Raw genomic sequence first — 17055 nt, 5'->3', positions numbered from 1 at the left:
TCACGGTTTTGGGCGTTCCCTGGCGGTGACCGGGCGAGAAACCTCGCGAAGGGACTGAACCGCCCCGGGCCGGTGGCCGTGCTCTGGGTGAGGGCGTCTCGCACACGCCCTCCGGAGTCGCTACGACGCACCGATCCGGGCCAGCCTCCGCCCGATCGGAACCGGGCCACTCCGGCGAGCGGCCGTCGCGGCAACGGCCACCTCGCGCGGGCCCGTCCGGCATCCCCAGAATCCCGGACGGGCCCGCCCCGCACTGTCCGGGATCTTGTCCGATTCGGTCACCTGATCAGCGGTCCCTGGTCCGGAGCAGTCGCGCCACTGTGAGTGCATGCGACGCTTTCTGGCCGTGAGCGCGGCACTTCTGGCGGGGTTGGGCATCCTCACGACGTCCGGGAGTGCGAACCCGGAAAGCGCTGTCCAGGCGGTCGCCGAGCACGCCGTCGGCGGCTGGGTCGGCACGTGGGCCGCGTCACCCGCGTCGGGCGTCGCCAACACCCCCGACGGCTACCCGGGTTTCTCGATCCGCAACGTCGTGCACAGCAGCGCCGGTGGCGGCCGGGCGCGCGTGCACCTCTCGAACGCCTTCGGCGCCTCTCCCCTGACTTTCGGCCACGTCACGATCGCCGTCCAGGGCACCGGGCCGGACGCCGTGCCCGGCACGCTCCGGTCCCTCACCTTCGGCGGCGCGGCGAGCGTCGTCGTGCCGGCCGGCGCCGAAGCGTTGAGCGACCCGGTGAGCGTCCGGATCCCGGCCGACGCCAACCTGCTCGTGACCACCTACGTGCCCACGAAGTCCGGGCCCGTCACCTACCACCCGGCCGCGTCGCAGACGTCGTACTTCACCCGCGCGGGCGACTTCGCCGGCAGCGAGTCGGGCGCGCCCTACACCGAGCAGACGTCGGTGTGGCACTACGTCTCCGGCGTCGACGTCCAGGGCGGGGCCGAGGCCTCGATCGTGACGCTCGGCGATTCGATCACCGACGGCGTCGGCTCGGCCGCCGGGGCCAACCACCGCTGGCCGGACTACCTCGCCGACCGGCTGCACGGCCGGTTCGGCGTCCTCAACGCGGGCATCAGCGCCAACCGGCTGCTGCTCGACGTGCCGGGGTCGGGCGCCGGCCAGAACGCGTTGTCCCGCTTCGACCGCGACGTGCTGAGCGTCGGCGGCGTGCGGACGCTGATCGTGCTGGAAGGTATCAACGACATCCAGCAGGATCCGCACCAGACCGACCCGGCCGCGATCACCTCGGCCTACCGCCAGCTGGTGACGCAGGCGCACGCCCGCGGCATCCGCGTCCTCGGCGGCACGCTCACGCCGTTCAAGGGCTGGCGCGTCTACGACGAAACGCTCGAAGCGACCCGCACCGCGGTGAACACGTTCATCCGCACCGGCGGCGTCTTCGACGGCGTGGTCGACTTCGACGCCGCCGTCCGCGACCCGGCCGACCCGCTGCGGATGCTCCCGGCGTACGACTCCGGTGACCACCTCCACCCGGGCGACGCGGGCTACGAGCGGATGGCCGCCGCGGTCCGCCTAGACCGGTTGTGAGCGCGGGATGAACAGCACCGCGACCAGGCTGAGCACCGCCACCCCGACGAGGTAGAGCGCCACCGAGAACGAAGTCCCCGTGACAGCCTGCAACTTCGTCGCGATCAACGGCGCGAAGGCACCGCCCAGCACCGCGCCGACCGCGTAGGAGAACGACGCGCCGCTGTAGCGGTACCGCGGCTCGAACAGCTCCGCGAACAACGCCGACTGCGGCCCGTACGTCGCGCCCAGGCCGATGTTCAGCACCACGACGGCCACGATCAGCCAGCCGGTGGCCTTGGTGTCGACCAGCAGGAAGAACGGGATCGGCCAGACGACCAGCAGGATCGACCCGGCCAGGTACACCGGTTTGCGGCCGACCCGGTCCGACCACGCCGCGGTCACCAGGATGCTCACCAACCACGTGACGCTGCCGACGATGACCACGACCAGCAGCGTCGTGCGGTCGATCTTCAGCACCGACGTGCCGTAGGACAGCAGGTACGCCAGGAAGATGTACCCGATCGCGGTGTTGGCGATGAAGCTGCCCGACGCCACCAGCAGCGCCCGGGGCCGTTCGCGGAAGACGTCGACTATCGGCCGGCTGCTGCGCGCCCCTTCTTCCCGCAGCCGCGCGAACACCGGTGACTCCTCGATGCGCAACCGGATCACCAGGCCGACGCCGACGAGCACGATGCTCGCCAGGAACGGCACCCGCCAGCCCCACGCCGCGAACTGCGCGTCGGTCAGGGACCGGCCGAGGATGAAGAACATCAGCTGCGCCAGGATCAGCCCGGCCGGGACGCCGATCTGGGAGAACGCGCCGTACCGGCCGCGGTGTCCCTCCGGCGCGTGCTCGACCGCCATCAGCGCCGCGCCACCCCACTCGCCACCCGCGCTCAGGCCCTGCAGCAGCCGCAGGACCAACAGCAGGATCGGGGCCCAGACACCGATCGCGGAGTACGTGGGCAGCAGGCCGACGCCGACCGTCGCCACGCCCATCAGCAGCAGGGACAGCACCAGCATCGCCTTGCGGCCCACGCGGTCGCCGAAGTGGCCCCACAGGATCCCGCCGACCGGGCGGGCCAGGAACCCGACGCCGAGCGTCGCGAACGCGGCGAGGGTGCCGGAGGCCGGGGAGAGCGTCGTGAAGAAGAGCTTGCCGAACACGAGCGCCGTCGCCGTGCTGTAGATGAAGTAGTCGTACCACTCGATCGTGGTCCCGATCGCGCTCGCGACGGCGACCCGCCGCAGCTGCCGAGTCGCCTCGGCCGGAGCCGCGCTCATGAGCCGGCTAGTGCGGGGACGAGGTCTTCGGCCAGCAGGTCCATCAGCAACCCGTCGTGCCAGCTGCCGTCCGGACCGCGCTCGTAGGAGCGCATCGTGCCGACCGGCTGGAAGCCGAGTGACTGGTAGAGCTGGATCGCGGACTTGTTGTCCGCCGCGGGATCGATCACCACCCGGTGGTGCCCGCGCACGGAGAACAGGTGCCCGGCCAGCGTCCGGATCGCGTCCGAGCCGAGGCCGCGGCCCTGCCAGTCCGGGTGGACCGCGATGTCGATCCCGGCGTGCCGGTACTGGGGGTCGGCTTCCTCGAAGGCCAGCACGATGCCCACGACGACGCCCTCGTGCTCGATGGCGTACGTCGTGGTGCCGTCATCGGGGTCCAGCAGGTACGAAACCTGGGTGGCCACCGGTTCCTCGGCGTCCGCCCACCACCGGGCGACGTCCGGGTGCGACAGGATCTCCTCGAACCGGGCGGCGTCCGCGGCTGCGGCGGGGCGCAGGCGGACACGGCTGCCGGTGATCAGGCCGGTCATCGGCCCAGTGTCGACCCCCGGACGCCGTCTGTCGAGCAATGCCGCCCGGCCGGCCGCGTCTTCAGGCTCCGGGGGTCACCACGGGTTGTTGTCCTGTTCGTCCGGGTCGGTGGCCCTCCGGCGCGGCGACGCCCCCGGAGGCGCTCCGGCACCACCGGCCGGGGACGGCGGCTGCGGCGGCGCGGGCGGCGGCTCGACGGGCGGCTGCGGCTCGTCCGGCTCGTCCGGGTCGGGGAACCGGCCGCGCAGGTTGTCCAGCAGCAGTGTCCGCGTCTCGCGGTCTTCGTCGCCGAGCCGCTCGGACATCACGCCCGCCACCTTCTCGGCGATGCCGGACTGGGCCCGGCGCATCGTCGTGAGGATCGTCCGGGACAGCTCGTCCAGCGGGAACGACTTGATCTTGTTGCTGAACGTCAGGTCGGTGACCGTGCCGTCGGCGCCGACGGTGACGCTGACCGCGCCGTCGCCGCTGCTCGCGGTCAGCCGCAGCCGTTCGGTCTCCTCCTGCGCGGCCTGGTAGCGCTCCGCCTTCGCCGCGAACCCGGCCGCCCAGTCGTCCATCCGGCGGATCGCCTCGTCGGGGTCCCGGATCAGGTCCCCCAGGCCGTTGTTCGGGCCCGTCATGTCCGCACCTTCGCTTCCACCGCGCGCGGCGCGGCCGTGAGCTGCCGTTCGAACGGCTGGGCGTTGCCCTCTTCGCCGTCGCGGTAGGACTGCGCCGCCGTCTTGACGTTGTCGGCCAGGCCGCGCACGCCTTCGGACGACGCGTCCAGCGCTTCCTTCGCCTTCTCACCCGTCGGCCGGATGATCGGCGGGAGGAACGCGCACAGCAACCCGTAGGCGTGATCCGACATCGCCGAGTCCGCCGCCGAAGCCGCCGTGCTGAGCCGATCCACCAGGCCCTCGACGTGGCTCGCGTGCGCGACGAGCTCGTCGGGCTCGACTTCGAAGCCGCCGGCCGTCATGCGGTCACTTCCAATCCTGGTTCTTCCAGTCGCCGATCACCGGAGGCGCCACCGCTTCTTCGCCCGCGAAGAAGTTCGGGTCGTCGCTCTCGAGGTAGTCGGCCGACTTGTGTTCCTTGTCGTCTTCCTTCTTGCCACCGCGGCCGGCTCCCATGCCGCCCATGCCCGGGCTGCCGGCCGCACCGGCCTTGCCGCCCGCCGCACCCGCGTTCCGCATGGCCGCCGCTTCGGCCTCCGCGGCCGCGCCGGACGCGGCACCGCCGCCCAGGCTGCCCGCGCCCGTGCCCCGCACGCCGCCGCCGGCACCACCGGCACCCGCGCCACCGCCGCCGATCCCGCCCAGTGAACCGCCGCCGGCGCCGCCGCCACCGATGCCGCCGAGCCGGCTCGCGATGCTCTCGCCGTTGATCCCGCCCCCGCGGCCGATGGTCGGCATCTTGCCGATGCCGCTACCGCCGCCGGGGATGCCGCCCGGGCCGGTGCCGGTGGGCAGGCCGGTGATCGGGTCGATGCCCGGCGGGGTGAACCCGGGGATACCGCCGCCGCCGCGGATACCGCCGCCGCCCCCGCCCGAGGTGTCCGGGATCCCGGGGATCGATCCCGGGTTGAAGCCGCTGCCGCCGGTGCCCCCGCCACCGCCGCCGATCCCGGACGGCGTGAAGCCGGACGACGTGGTCGAGTCGCCGCCGATCGGGATCGACGAGCCGGGGATGCCCGCGCCGGTGAAGCTGCCACCGCCGGGCGTGCCGCCGGGGACGTCGAAGTTCGGCGGGGTGAAGCTGCCGCCGCCCGCGCCACCGCCGCCCGACGCGGCGGGGATGCCCGCGCCGGAGAACCCGGAACCGCCCGGGCCGGAGCCGCCGGCACCGGGAATGCCACTGCCGGAGAAGCCGGAGCCACCGGCCCCCGAGCCGCCACCGGGGATGCCCGCGCCGCCGAAGGCGCCGCTGCCGCCCGCGCCGCCGCCCCCGGCGCCGCCCGAGCCATCGAGCGCGGCCGCGTCGAGACCGGCCCGCTGCCGGGCCGCCGCCTCGGGGTCCAGCGCCGGATCCGTCGCCGAGCGCGCCGTCAGGAACGGGGAAGCGTTCGCTCCGGCACCGGCGCCACCCGAAGCCGGGCTGGTCGCCGAACGCGCCGTCGCGGACGGCAGCTTCGGCGGAGCCGGGAACCGCGGCGTCGCGACCGCGCCGCCGATGGTGTCGTCGTACTGCGTCATGATCTGCGCCGCGTGGTCCCGCGCGGCCGTCTGCGCCCGGTAGGTCTGCATCGCTTCGCCGGCGGCCGCGGCGTACTGCACCGGGTCCGTCATCGACATCAGCTTCTGGTTGGTGGACTGCAGGTCGAACTGGACCGGCGGATTGGCCACCATCTGCCGCTGGGTCTCGTTGAGCGCCTGCGAGTGGATCTCCTGCTGGCGGCCGGCGAGCGTGGCACCCTGCGCGGTCGCGCCCAGCCACTTGCCGACGCCGGCGAGGTGCTCGCGGACGGCGTCACCGGCGTCGCCCTGCCAGTTGCTGGTGCTCGCGTTGATCGCGTCGCCGAGGGTCTTCTGGTGGGTACCCAGGTCGTTGCCGACCGCCACCCACTCCTCCGACGTCTCCGCGACGGTCGCCGGGTTGGCGTCCTGCGTGATGGCGTCGTTCATCTGCTCGTGGCTCGCGTTGGCCCACAGCGTGCGCGGCGCCCCGCCGTTCTCGCGCATGGTCAGGCCCTCGTCGAGGCCGTGCTTGGCGTTGTCCAGGTGCTGCTGGTACAGCTCCTGGATCTTCTTGTCGCGCAGCACGGGGTCGACGGCCGGGCCGAGCCAGCCGGCCCGGATCTCGTCGTCGATCTGCTGGGTGGCCATCTCGCGGATCTCGTCACCCGAGGGTGTGTTGTCCGTCTTCAGCGGCCCGACGTAGTACTTCGACGACGGATCGGCCGTCACGTCGTAGAGCGGACTGCGTTTGTCGTAGTCCGGCGACGACGGGTCCGAGACGGACTCGGCGGTGGGTGCCACGGTCTCGGTCTCCCTCAGCTCTGGTCGGCGGTCGGGAGCGAGGTCAGCGTCGTGCGCGTGGTCTCTTCCCGGGACTTGTAGTTCTGCTTCGCCAGCTTGATGGCTTCGATGTAGGTCGGGAACTCCTGCCGCGCGGCCTGCAGCTGGGTCACCAGGCCGTGCTCGTCGGCCGCAGTGCTGACCATGTGCGCGGAAACCCACTGGCCGGTCGCGGTCCGGCTCATCGCGGGCGCGTCGTGCAGCCGCTGGAGGTTCGCCCAGCGCTGCTCCAGGGACTCGAGCACGCCTTCGAGGGCCTCGATCAGCTGGTTGCCCGTGGTGTCGTCGATGGCGAAGCCGCCGGACTGCGCGAGCCGCTTCAGCTGGGCACCCGCCAGGCCGACGCGGACGGCGGCCAGCGCCTTGGTCTCGGGCGTCGTGGCGGACTGCAGCTGCATCGTCGCCTGGAGAGCCTGGGCCGTCGCCTCGGTCTCTTCCGTCATCAGAAGCTGTTCCTTCCCGGTCAGTAGACGGCGGCGATCGCTTCGCGGATCGCGCGCGCGAGGTCGGCGCGGCCGGCCGGTACGTACTCGGCCGTCAGTTCGCCCGCTTCGCCGGTCTTGGTGTGCACGAGGTAGCGGCCGTCGGCGGTGTCCAGCCAGCTCAGCGGTTCGCCCGCGAGCCGCTCGCCGCGCCGGCTCTGCGCGGTGACGGCGATGTGGCCGCCGCCCAGCCGCGGCTCGGCCAGCACCCGCTCGAGCACCGCGACGTCCGACGGCTTCGGCGACGGCGGCCGCCGGCCGGGTCGCACCACGGCCTTGACCTCGATCATGCCGAAGGCGTCGGTCTCTTCCTCGTCGAACTCGGCGTCCGCGAGCCGCTTCGCCGTCATCGCCGAGACCTCGCGCCCGGCGGCGCGGTGCACGACGTGCTTGCCGGTCGTCGCGGCCGGGGCCGGGGGCAGCACGCCGGTGACGACCTCGACCAGCTCTTCGTCGGCGAACAGCGAAAACAGCAGCTCGTCGGTGTCCGGGGCCTGGGTGATGCCGAGCGCCTGGGCGCCGTCGGTGACCACCAGCACGGCGACGTCGGCGCCGAGGCCGTCGATCCCGCTCACCGCAACCGAAACGCGTGGCTCGGCCAGCAGCTCGAACGCCGTCCGCACCCCGGGGTGCAGTTCGCCCGACACCGAAAGCCGTCGCTCCTCGAGCGCGTCGTAGACCTGGCGCGCGACCCGCACGAACCGCACCGGGTCCGTCGGGAGGTTGCCCGCGCGCAACGGGTAGCGCCGGACGTCGCCACCGGTCGCCCGGCCGACGACGAGGGCTTCGACGACCTCGAGGACGAACTCGAACCTGTCCGCCATTTCCCCTCGCTGCTTCTTGTGGAATCCAAGCCGTCAAACCCTCAAGCAACTTTCCTGCCGAAGGTTATCAGTGCCCGCGGACCCCGCGTCGGCGCCGCCACGCGGGTGCCCGAAAGACCACGATCACCGGCCTGCGCGGGCAAAGCGCACTCGGTGACCGGATCACCCGATGCGGTGCTGGTGCACGCGCAGCTGGAGGGTGACGAGATCGAGCAGCGGCACGGCAACGCCCAGCTCACGGGCACGCGCGGTGAGATCCCCGAAGATCTGGTCGCCCTCGACCGAGTGACCCCCGAGCAGATCCCGGTAGAGCGAAGATCCACCCGTCCCGGGGTCGGTGACGGCCCGGCGCGTCGCCGCGAGACCCGCTTCGGGCACCGGGTATCCGGCCGCCTCGGCGACCGCGGCCGCTTCGGCCACGACGGCTTCGGCGAACTCCGTGCCGCCGGGCACGGCGACGACGTCGCCGATCGTGCCGCGCATCAGGCTGTTCACCGCGCCGATCGCGGCGATGAACACCCACTTCGCCCACATCGACTCGGTGATCCGCTCGTCCAGGGCGGCGGCGAACCCGGCGTTCTTCAGCGCGGCGTCGACGTCGGCGAGCTTTCCGGGCGCGGGTTCCGTGCGAGCGCCGTAGTCCAGGCTCTGCAGCGGGCCGAGCCGCCGGATCGCGCCGTCGTCGTCGATGGTCGTCTGCACCTTGGCGACCCCGCCGAGCACGGCGTCCTCGCCGAACCGCGCGTCGAGCGCGTCGAGGTGCGCGAGCCCGTTGAGGAACGGGAGGATCAGCGTGCCGGGGCCGACCGCGGGAGCGAAATCGTCGATGGCCGAGGTGAGACCGGTCGCCTTGACGGCCAGCAGCACGAGGTCGTAGGTCCCGTCGAGGGATCCGGTCTCCACGAGCGCCGGTTCGAGGACGGTGTCCTCACCGAGTCCGGTGATGCGCAAGCCGCGGTCCCGCAGCAGCTTCGCCCGGCCCGGCCGCACCAGGAAGGTGACGTCGCGGCCCGCCTGCAGCAGCCGTCCACCGAAGTACCCACCGGTCGCGCCGGCGCCCACCACGAGAATCTTCAAGTCGCTCACACCATGACCTACGCCCGGCGGCGGCCACAGTATTCCCACAGCAAGACACAGCGAAACGACAGGTCGATCCGGGACCGCCGGGCGTTGACCAGGCATGGGAAGACGGATCCGGTGGATCGTGGCGAGCGCGGGGCTGGCGGCGGCCGTCCTGACGACCGGGGTGGTGGTCGTCGTCGACGGGCACCGGGCGGCGACGGTGGCGGCGACCTCTCCGCGTGCCCCGGACGCTCCCGATACCCCCGACGACACGGAGGTCAGCCCGGTGGCCTCGACGTCCGAGGTCCCGTACCCCGACCTGTCGTCGGTCGCTCGCGAGGTGAGCGACGCGGTGACGGCGGCGTCCCGTGGCACCAGTGTCGGGTTCGTCCTGTACGACCGCGAATCCGGCAAGGAACTGGCCTCCCTCGACGCGGACCGGCCGTACTACACGGCCTCGGTGGTCAAGCTCCTGATCGCGATCGACGAGGTCCGCTCGGACGGCGGCTGGGCGCTGCCGGACGCGGACGCCGTCGAGGACCTGACCGACATGCTGGAGGGCAGCAACGACGCGATCGCGTCGGCGTTCTGGGAGCAGAACGGCGGCAACGCCATCGTGACCCGCACGGCGGCGCTGATCGGGCTCTCCCACACGACGCCGCCGGCCGATCCGACCCAGTGGGGAATGGCGAAGACGACGGCGAACGACGTGGTGGCGACGTACGAGTACCTGCTGGACGAGGTGCCCGACGACGTGGCGGCGCCGTTGCTGGCGGCGCTGGGCGACGCGCGCAACCCGGCCGACGACGGGTGGGACCAGTACTTCGGGATCCCGGACGGCTTGCCGGGGCGTTCGTGGCAGATCAAGCAGGGGTGGATGATCCTGCGGAACGCGCTGGTGCTGAACACGACCGGGGTGGTGGGTGGCCGGTACGTGGTGGTGCTGATGACGCAGCAGCCGCCGGTGAGCTCGGCGAAGGGCCGCGCCGCGGTGACGGCGGGGATCCGGACGCTGGCGCCGCTGCTCACCCGGCTCGACGCGACGTGACCGCCCGGGCCCGGTCGATGTCCGGCCCGCGGTAGAGCCGCTCGGGAATCCGGGCCAGAGTGGACGGATGAACCTGCGGCCCCAGCCCGTAGAGCTTCTGGAAGCTCATGATCAACGGCCGCCAGGCATCCGGGTCGATGTGGTCCGGGCTCCCCGGCACCCGGATGTCCTCGTGCACGAACACCCGCTGGATCCGGACTTCGACGGCGACGATTCCCCCACGCTGCGAAGAATCGTCGTCGGCGACGGGGTGCACCGCCTCGACGACGGCCTCCATCGCGACCGGGCACTCCGCGACCCGGGGCGGGACAACGGTCTCCGACGGAACGGAAGTCAAGCCCGCCCGCGAAAACTTGTCCGCTACGTGGAAGTACCCACGCGCCACCTTCCCCGCCGGCACCGGATCCGAACCCGTCGTCATCGCCAGCCGGTCGACCGCCGCGGCGAGCGCGTCCGAAGGCAGGTTCAGCACGCATTCGCGCGTGCGCAGCAGGTTCTGGGCCGTCTTGGAGCGGGCGCCGAGCCCGAGCATCGCACGCCAGCCGAGCCAGAACGCCGACGACATCGGGGCGAGGTTCGCCGATCCGTCCTCGTTCTCGCTGGAGATCAGGACGACCGGGGTGCCGAAGTACAGGATGCCGGGCTCGATGGCCGTGTGCGCAAGGGTTTCCGTCTTCACACCGACGATCCTGCCGCGGCCGCGAGGAGAAGACTCGCGGGAATCGGCCGTCGCGATCACCGGCGCCGGCGCTGCTCGGCCCGCAGCATCGACACGCCCTCTCCGACGTCGCGTCCGGTCGTCCTGCTCAGCTCTTCCAGGTCGTCGATCGCCGACTGGACGTCATCCGCGTCGTGCTCGCCCTCGAGTGCTGTCCGGAGCTGCGCCGTGGCTTCGTCATGGCTGCCGGCCGCGGCCAGGTATACGGCCACGTTGAACGCACGCCACGCGTCGCGCGGAGCCGCGTCGACGAGTTCCCGTTCGAGCTCGACGGCCGCGGCGAAATCGGCGGTCGCGGCATTCCGGTCGCCTTGCCGCCACCGCACCAACCCGACCTGGTAACGGACCCAGGCGTCCTTCGGCTCACGCCGGAGCACGTCCTGGAGATCGGCGAGAGCATCGTCGTATCGCCCCATCTCCCGGTAAGTTGCCGCACGCTTGTCGAGCACCGAAGTGCCGTCCGGGTGGAGCTCGCGGACCCGGCCGTAGTCGGCCAGCGCCGCCTCGTGGCGGCCCAGGAACGTCTGCAGGCTCCCGCGTTCGGTCAGCGCCCAGCCGTAGTCGGGACTCAGCTCGATCGCCCGGTCCAGATCCGCGAGAGCGGCTTCGTGGCGCTCGAAGGACAAGTGCACCTGGGCGCGGCAGGCCAGCACGAATTCATACTCCGGCCTGATCGCGAGAGCTCGCCCGAAATCGGCCAATGCCTCGTCCCGGTGTCCCATCACCCTGTGGGTCTCGCCCCGATGTGCGATGGCCCAGAGGTACTCCGGCTCGAGCTGGAGGGCGCGGTCGAAGTCGGCGAGCGCCTCGGCGACCCGGCCCGCGTCGCGGTGCAGGACACCGCGGCTGCCCAAAACCCAGCGGTAATCGGGGCTGGCCTCGAGTGCACGGTCGAAGTCGGCACGCGCTTCGTCCAGCTTCCCCATCAGGCGATACGTCTCACCCCGCATGGCGATGTCCCAAGTGTCCTCGGGATCGATGCGCAGTGCGGAGTCGAGGTCCGCGATAGCCTCGTCGAACCGGCCCGCCTCCTGGTAAGCGGCGCCGCGGCAAGCCAGTGCCCAGTCGTTTTCCGGGTCCTGGTCGATGACGTGGTCGAAGTCGGCCACCGCCTCGTCGAACCTGCCCATCACCCGGTAGGTGTCACCCCGGAAAGCTCTCGCCCACAGCCGGCTTCCATCGAGGTCGATCGCCCGGGCCAAGGCTTCCAGCGCCTTCTCGTGTTCCTGGCGGCCGAAGTGGAGGCTGCCGCGCTTCTCGTACGCGAGCGCACGGTGCTCGTCATCGAGCGACGTGTCCTCCGCGAGGTTCGTGTAGAAGCCCAGCCGGTCGCCTGCCTCATCGGCATACAGGCCCGTCAGCTCTTCACCACGGCGTGAGAGCGCAGGCGTTCCGCTGTCTTCGCCGGCCTGCCGGATCATCGCCGTCCACGGTGGCACGAGTTCGGGATTGCCGTCGACGGCGTCGACGAGGCTCATGAGGGCGGCGGGAAGGGCGGCGGACGGCTGGGCGCAAAGCCGGTGGTAGGTCTCCTCGAGGAACAGCGCCTGCACCCGTTCGTCCTGCCCGTCGTCCGCGGACTCCAAGGACTCGGCAACCACGCGGTAGTGCGCGGCCAGCGTCTCGTGATGCGTGCGCCAGTCAGCCGAGGAACGCCGCCGCTGGACCCGAAGCATGGCGTTGCGGACCACGTCGTGGTATCGGTAGCCGCCGGAGCGTTCGGCGACGAACGGCAGGCCCAGCAGCCAAGCGAAGTCTTCCTCGACCGCGGCCGAACCGGTCACCGCCGCGTAGGTCTCCTTGTCCAGCCGGCGCGGCAGCGCACCGAGCACGGCCGCTGTCCGCCGCCGGGGATCACTCTCCCATTTCAGGAACCGCTCGACAGCGTTGTCGCTCGGGTCACTGACGTCCTCCACGTTGCCGGGCCGCGCTTCGGCGAGCATCGCGACCAGCACGGGCAACCGCCCGGTGAGGCCGAGTACGACGTCGATGACGCCCTTGTCCGTCACACCTCGCGCGGCCAGGAGCTCGACCGCTTCTGCCTCGGTGAAGAGCTGCATGGCGATGTTCGACCGGATGCTCAGGTAGTCGCCCCAGGTGTTCACGTCCAGGGGGTGCTGGCCGGCCACGACCAGGACCAGGTTCGCCGGCAGGTCGCCGTAGCGGCCGGACAACAGCGTGCGCAGCCAGGCGTCGAGGAAGACGCCCGTCCGTTCGTAGGTATCGAAGAAGAGGACGATCGGCCGCTCCGCCGCGATCTCGCCGAGGTCGGCGACGAACAACGGCGTGAGCACCTCGACGGGCGACAGCATGAGGCGCACGTCGAGGTGGTTGCGCAACTTGCTGGTGAGGTAGGACCGGAGCCGGTCGGCCTGCCCGGCGACCGCGTCCGTGTTCAGCTCCTTGGCGAACGGCCCGACCAGCGGGATGTCCTCGGCGGCCCGGAGACCGATGCGCACCGCCGAACGCGTCAAGGCCGACGAAAGGCCTTCCGGCGCCGCCGGATCCGCATCGAGCTCGTACTGGTGTTTCCGGTAGGTCTCCGCCCGCTTCACCAGCTCCTTGCACGGCGCGTCCTGCTGGGCGAGCGCCACCGAAATCGCCTCGAGGGCGGCGGGGATGTCGTAAACGGATTCGTCGATGTAGGCGGTCAAGCAGCCGTGCTCCCGGGCCAGCCTCGCGAACTGCCGCACCAGGAACGTCTTTCCGATGCCGGCGTCGCCGTGGATGCTGTAGAGGAACCGGCGCCGGACGTCGTCGACCTCGAGGCGGAGGTTGTCCTGGAACTGCCCCAGTTCCTCCTGACGGCCGACGAACCCACCCGCCTGCCGACGGCGGATCAGGTCCTGCAGACTCACGGAACTGCGCTTCACCGGACGCTCCCGATTCGCCGACCTCGCACGACTTGCCGACGTCAACGGTAGCCGACGAGCGAGGGCGCGCCGGACTATCCGGGGGAGGGTGGCCACCCTCCCCCGGAAGTCAGGACCGCAACGCCATCAGTGCGTCAAGGCCCGCCGGGTCAGGACCCGGGCCAGGTGACGGCGGTACTCGGCCGTCGCGTGGGGTTCGTCCGGTGGCGACGTGCCTTCCGCCGCCAGAGCCGCGGCCTCGGCGACGGACGATCCGGACGCCAGCGCCGCTTCGGTCGCCGTGGCCCGCAGCGGGACTCCGCCCATGTTCACCAGCCCGACGCGGCCGCCCGCCACGGCCACGCCCACCATCGCCCAGTCGATCGCGCGGCGGGTGAACTTCTCGAAGCCCCAGTCCTGGCCGGTCTGCGCCGGCAGGCGGATCTCCGTCAGCAGCTCGTCCGGCTCCAGCGGCGTCGTGAACGGGCCGAGGAAGAACTCCGCCGCCGGGATCCGCCGCTCCCCCGCCGAGCCGCGCGCGACCAGCACCGCGTCCGACGCCAGCACCGCCGCGGGCAGGTCCGCCGCGGAGTCCGCGTGGACCAGCGAGCCGCCGATCGTGCCGCGGTGGCGGACCTGCCGGTCGCCGACCTCGCCGGACACGTGCGCCAGCAGCGGCGCGTGTTCCCGCAGCACCGGGTCGCGCGCGAGGTCGCCGTACCGGGACAACGCGCCGATCACGACGTCGTCGCCGTCGAGGCGGACGAAACGCAGCTCGTCGACCGGTCCGATGTCGATCAGGTACTCCGGTGCCGCCAGCCGGAGCTTCATCAGCGGCAGCAGGGAATGGCCGCCGGCGAGGACCTTCGCCTCGTCGCCCAGCGCCGCGAGCCGGGCCACCGCTTCGTCCACTGTGGACACGCGCTCGTAGCGGAACTCGGCGGGGATCACCGGTCCACCTCCTGTCCCGACGCGTCGATCACGGCGCTCACGATGTTGTGGTATCCGGTGCAGCGGCAGAGGTTCCCCTCGAGCCCGGCCCGCACCTCGTCGCGGGTCGGCTTCGGGTTGTCGGCCAGCAGCGACACCGACGCCATGATCATCCCCGGCGTGCAGAACCCGCACTGCAGGCCGTGCTGCTCGCGGAACGCCCGCTGCACGGGGTGCAGCGAACCGTCCGGTTCGGACAGTCCCTCGACGGTCGTGACGGCGTGGCCGTCGGCCTGCGCGGCCAGCACCGTGCAGGACTTGACCGACTCGCCGTCGAGCAGCACCGTGCAGGCGCCGCAGGACGTCGTGTCGCACCCGATGTTCGTGCCGGTCAGCCCGGCGGTGTCGCGCAGGAAGTGCACCAGCAACGTCCGGTCCGGCACCTCCTCGGCCACCGGCTGCCCGTTGACCTCGATCGAAACCTTCACCGCGCGTTTCCCTTCCGAGCTTCTTCGAGTGCGGCCCAGACCCGGATCGGGGTCGTGGGCATGTCCAGGTGCTTGACGCCGCGCTCGGCCAGCGCGTCCACCACGGCGTTGTGCACCGCGGGCGTCGAGCCGATCGTCGCCGCTTCGCCGATCCCCTTGACGCCCAGCAGGTTCCGGTCGGTCGGGGTGGCCATGTCGACCAGCTCGAAGTCCGGCAGCTCGGCGGCGGTGACGAACGAGTAGTCCGCCAGCGTCGCGGTCGTCGGGTTGCCGTCATCGTCGTAGGTGACGACTTCCATCAGCGCCTGCGCCGCACCCTGGCCCAGCCCGCCGTGCCGCTGACCGCGGAAGGTCAGCGGGTTGACGATCGGGCCGGCGTCGTCGACGGCGATGATCCGGCGCAGCTCGACCTTGCCGGTCTCGGTGTCGACCTCGACCACGGCCAGGTGCGCGCCGAACGGGAACGTCGGCTTGCCGCCGCCGAACCAGACGTCGGCGGTGAGCTTGCCGCCGGACGCCGTCTCGGCGACCTGCGCCCAGCTGAGCACGGTGCTCGACGGCGCGCCGCGGACCTGCCAGACGCCGCGTTCGGCGTCCAGCTCGAGGTCCTCCGGTGCGGCTTCGAGCAGGTCGGCGGCCAGTGCGCGGGCCTGCGCGATCACCTCGTCGGCGGCCTGCCGGATCGCCGAGCCGCCCAGCTGCAGCGACCGGGAGCCGAACGTGCCGACCGCCTTGGGCACCTCGTCGGTGTCGCCGTGGCGGACGGTGATCTTGTCCAGCGGCACGCCGAGCTGGTCGGCCAGCAGCATCGCCAGCGACGTCCCGATGCCCTGCCCGTGCGGTGAGCTGCCCGTCCAGGCGACCACCGAGCCGTCCGGGAAGAGGTCGACGCGGCCGCTCTCCCCGCCGGCGTCGCCGCCGGTGATCTCGACGTAGGCGGCGATGCCGAGGCCGAGCTCGATCGGGTCGCCGGCTTCCCGGCGCCGCTTCTGCTCGGCGCGGAGCTCGGCGTACCCGCCGGCTTCGAGGGCCTTGTCCAGCGCCGCCGCGTACTCGCCCGTGTCGTAGGACGCGCCCGTCGGCGTCGTGTAGGGGAACTCTTCCGGCCGGATGAAGTTGACCCGCCGGACCTCGGCCGGGTCGACCTCGATCTCGGCGGCGAAGCGGTCCATCGCCCGTTCGAGCGCGGCCGTCGCCTCCGGGCGGCCCGCGCCGCGGTAGGCCGCGATCGGCGTCGTGTTCGTGACGACGGCCCGGCTGCGCGTCTCCACCTTCGGGAACCGGTACACGCCGACGGCCATGAGCTCGGTCAGCGTGGGCAGGAACAGCGTCCGCGGGTACGCGCCGGCGTCCTGGATGACGTCGAGGCGGTACGCGAGGACGGTGCCGTCGCGCTTCCCGCCGATGGTCACGGTGTTCTGCTGCGCGCGGCCGTGCGTCATCGAGGTGAGGTTCTCGCTGCGCGACTCGATCCAGCGGACCGGCCGGCCGATCTCCTTCGCGGCCCAGCCGAGAACGGTCGCTTCGGGGTCCGCGCCGATCTTCGCGCCGAAGCCGCCGCCGACGTCCGGCGCGATGACCCGCACGTTCTCCTCGCCGACGCCGAGGCTCATGGCCACCTGCGTGCGGGCGATCTGGGCGTTCTGCGTGGAAAGCCAGACCGTCAGCCTGCCGTCCTCGCCCCACGCGCACGACGCGCCCCGGACTTCCAGCGGCGCGGGTGCGACACGCTGGTTGACGATCGTCTGCGAGACGACGACCTCGCAGTCCGCGAAGATCCCGTCGTCGAACTCCTTCGCGCCGTTGACCTGCACGACGTTGCTCCCCGTCTCGGGGTACAGCAGCGTCTCGTCCGCCAGGCCCGCGTCGATGCTCGCGACGGCGCCGAGGGGGTCGTAGTCGATGTCGACCAGCTCGGCCGCGTCGGCCAGCTGGTAGCGCTCCTCGGTGAGGACGAGCGCGACAGGCTCGCCGACGTAGCGCACCACCCCGTCGGCCAGCCACGGTTCCTTCACCGGCCCCGCGGCGTGCGGGTCGAGGCCGAGGTCGGCGGCGGTGAACACCCCGAGCACCCCCGGCGCCGCCTTCGCCTCGCTGACATCGATGCTTTCGATCCGCGCGTGCGCCACCGGACTGCGCACGAACACCGCGTGCGCGGCGCCGGAAAGCGCTTCCTCCCGCAGATCGTCCACGTAGGTGCCGCCCGCGGTGATCAGGTTCTGATCCTCCTGGCGGACCACCCGGGTCCCGACAATGCTCATCTGGTCTCCTGCTCGCCGATACCCCGCCGATCATGCCCT

General features: G+C 71.9%; 15 protein-coding genes. 2 read left to right on the top strand and 13 right to left on the bottom strand.

Translation table 11 applies throughout. From position 1 onward, the window contains the following. The first annotated feature begins 328 nt into the window (after positions 1-328). Positions 329-1549: an SGNH/GDSL hydrolase family protein gene (locus AA23TX_RS47835; protein ID WP_155549680.1), complete on the top strand. Its 1221-nt coding sequence runs from the start codon at positions 329-331 to the stop codon at positions 1547-1549. Here the strand turns inward: AA23TX_RS47835 and AA23TX_RS47830 are convergent. From AA23TX_RS47830 to AA23TX_RS47795, 8 genes are all read right to left on the bottom strand, one after another. Next, on the bottom strand, positions 1535-2815 hold the full coding sequence (locus AA23TX_RS47830; RefSeq protein WP_155549679.1) for an MFS transporter: 1281 nt from the start codon (positions 2813-2815) through the stop codon (positions 1535-1537). The two genes, AA23TX_RS47835 and AA23TX_RS47830, sit on opposite strands and share 15 nt — an antisense overlap. Further along, positions 2812-3348 (bottom strand): GNAT family N-acetyltransferase, encoded by a 537-nt coding sequence (locus AA23TX_RS47825; protein ID WP_155549678.1) that lies wholly within the window; start codon positions 3346-3348, stop codon positions 2812-2814. Before AA23TX_RS47825 ends, AA23TX_RS47830 begins: the two co-directional genes overlap by 4 nt. Positions 3349-3423: 75 nt before the next feature. After that, positions 3424-3972, bottom strand: a complete 549-nt coding sequence (locus tag AA23TX_RS47820; RefSeq protein WP_155549677.1) for a YbaB/EbfC family nucleoid-associated protein — start codon at positions 3970-3972, stop codon at positions 3424-3426. Further along, positions 3969-4313, bottom strand: a complete 345-nt coding sequence (locus tag AA23TX_RS47815) for a type VII secretion target (RefSeq protein WP_155549676.1) — start codon at positions 4311-4313, stop codon at positions 3969-3971. The genes AA23TX_RS47820 and AA23TX_RS47815 overlap by 4 nt, the downstream gene beginning before the upstream one ends. Before the next feature lie 4 nt (positions 4314-4317). Next, the gene (locus AA23TX_RS47810) at positions 4318-6312 is read right to left on the bottom strand and encodes a hypothetical protein (RefSeq protein WP_155549675.1); all 1995 of its coding nucleotides are present in this window, start codon (positions 6310-6312) and stop codon (positions 4318-4320) included. A gap of 14 nt (positions 6313-6326) precedes the next feature. Next, complete coding sequence (locus AA23TX_RS47805) at positions 6327-6794, bottom strand: hypothetical protein (protein ID WP_155549674.1); 468 nt, start codon at positions 6792-6794, stop codon at positions 6327-6329. 20 nt (positions 6795-6814) lie between these two features. Further along, positions 6815-7657 (bottom strand): ESX secretion-associated protein EspG, encoded by an 843-nt coding sequence (locus AA23TX_RS47800; RefSeq protein WP_155549673.1) that lies wholly within the window; start codon positions 7655-7657, stop codon positions 6815-6817. Between the two features lie 162 nt (positions 7658-7819). Further along, positions 7820-8743, bottom strand: a complete 924-nt coding sequence (locus AA23TX_RS47795) for a 2-dehydropantoate 2-reductase (RefSeq protein ID WP_230863124.1) — start codon at positions 8741-8743, stop codon at positions 7820-7822. A gap of 94 nt (positions 8744-8837) precedes the next feature. Between AA23TX_RS47795 and AA23TX_RS47790 the strand changes: the two genes are divergently transcribed. Then, positions 8838-9767: a hypothetical protein gene (locus AA23TX_RS47790; RefSeq protein WP_155549672.1), complete on the top strand. Its 930-nt coding sequence runs from the start codon at positions 8838-8840 to the stop codon at positions 9765-9767. Here AA23TX_RS47790 and AA23TX_RS47785 read toward each other — a convergent pair. From AA23TX_RS47785 to AA23TX_RS47765, 5 genes are all read right to left on the bottom strand, one after another. Further along, entirely contained in the window at positions 9745-10446 is a 702-nt protein-coding gene (locus tag AA23TX_RS47785; protein ID WP_196425954.1) for a flavin reductase family protein, read from the bottom strand. The two genes, AA23TX_RS47790 and AA23TX_RS47785, sit on opposite strands and share 23 nt — an antisense overlap. A 56-nt stretch (positions 10447-10502) precedes the next feature. Continuing rightward, the gene (locus tag AA23TX_RS47780) at positions 10503-13358 is read right to left on the bottom strand and encodes a tetratricopeptide repeat protein (RefSeq protein WP_196425953.1); all 2856 of its coding nucleotides are present in this window, start codon (positions 13356-13358) and stop codon (positions 10503-10505) included. Positions 13359-13484: 126 nt separating this feature from the next. Continuing rightward, a complete protein-coding gene (locus AA23TX_RS47775; protein WP_155549670.1) occupies positions 13485-14288 on the bottom strand; it encodes an FAD binding domain-containing protein in 804 nt (267 codons plus the stop codon). Next, the gene (locus tag AA23TX_RS47770; protein ID WP_155549669.1) at positions 14285-14755 is read right to left on the bottom strand and encodes a (2Fe-2S)-binding protein; all 471 of its coding nucleotides are present in this window, start codon (positions 14753-14755) and stop codon (positions 14285-14287) included. The genes AA23TX_RS47775 and AA23TX_RS47770 overlap by 4 nt, the downstream gene beginning before the upstream one ends. Further along, positions 14752-17016, bottom strand: a complete 2265-nt coding sequence (locus AA23TX_RS47765; RefSeq protein WP_155549668.1) for a xanthine dehydrogenase family protein molybdopterin-binding subunit — start codon at positions 17014-17016, stop codon at positions 14752-14754. The genes AA23TX_RS47770 and AA23TX_RS47765 overlap by 4 nt, the downstream gene beginning before the upstream one ends. Positions 17017-17055: the final 39 nt, after the last annotated feature.

This window comes from Amycolatopsis camponoti, assembly GCF_902497555.1.
Lineage (GTDB): Bacteria > Actinomycetota > Actinomycetes > Mycobacteriales > Pseudonocardiaceae > Amycolatopsis > Amycolatopsis camponoti.
Note: the sequence above shows the minus strand (reverse complement) of the source record. Positions and strands in the feature narration are given on the sequence as shown.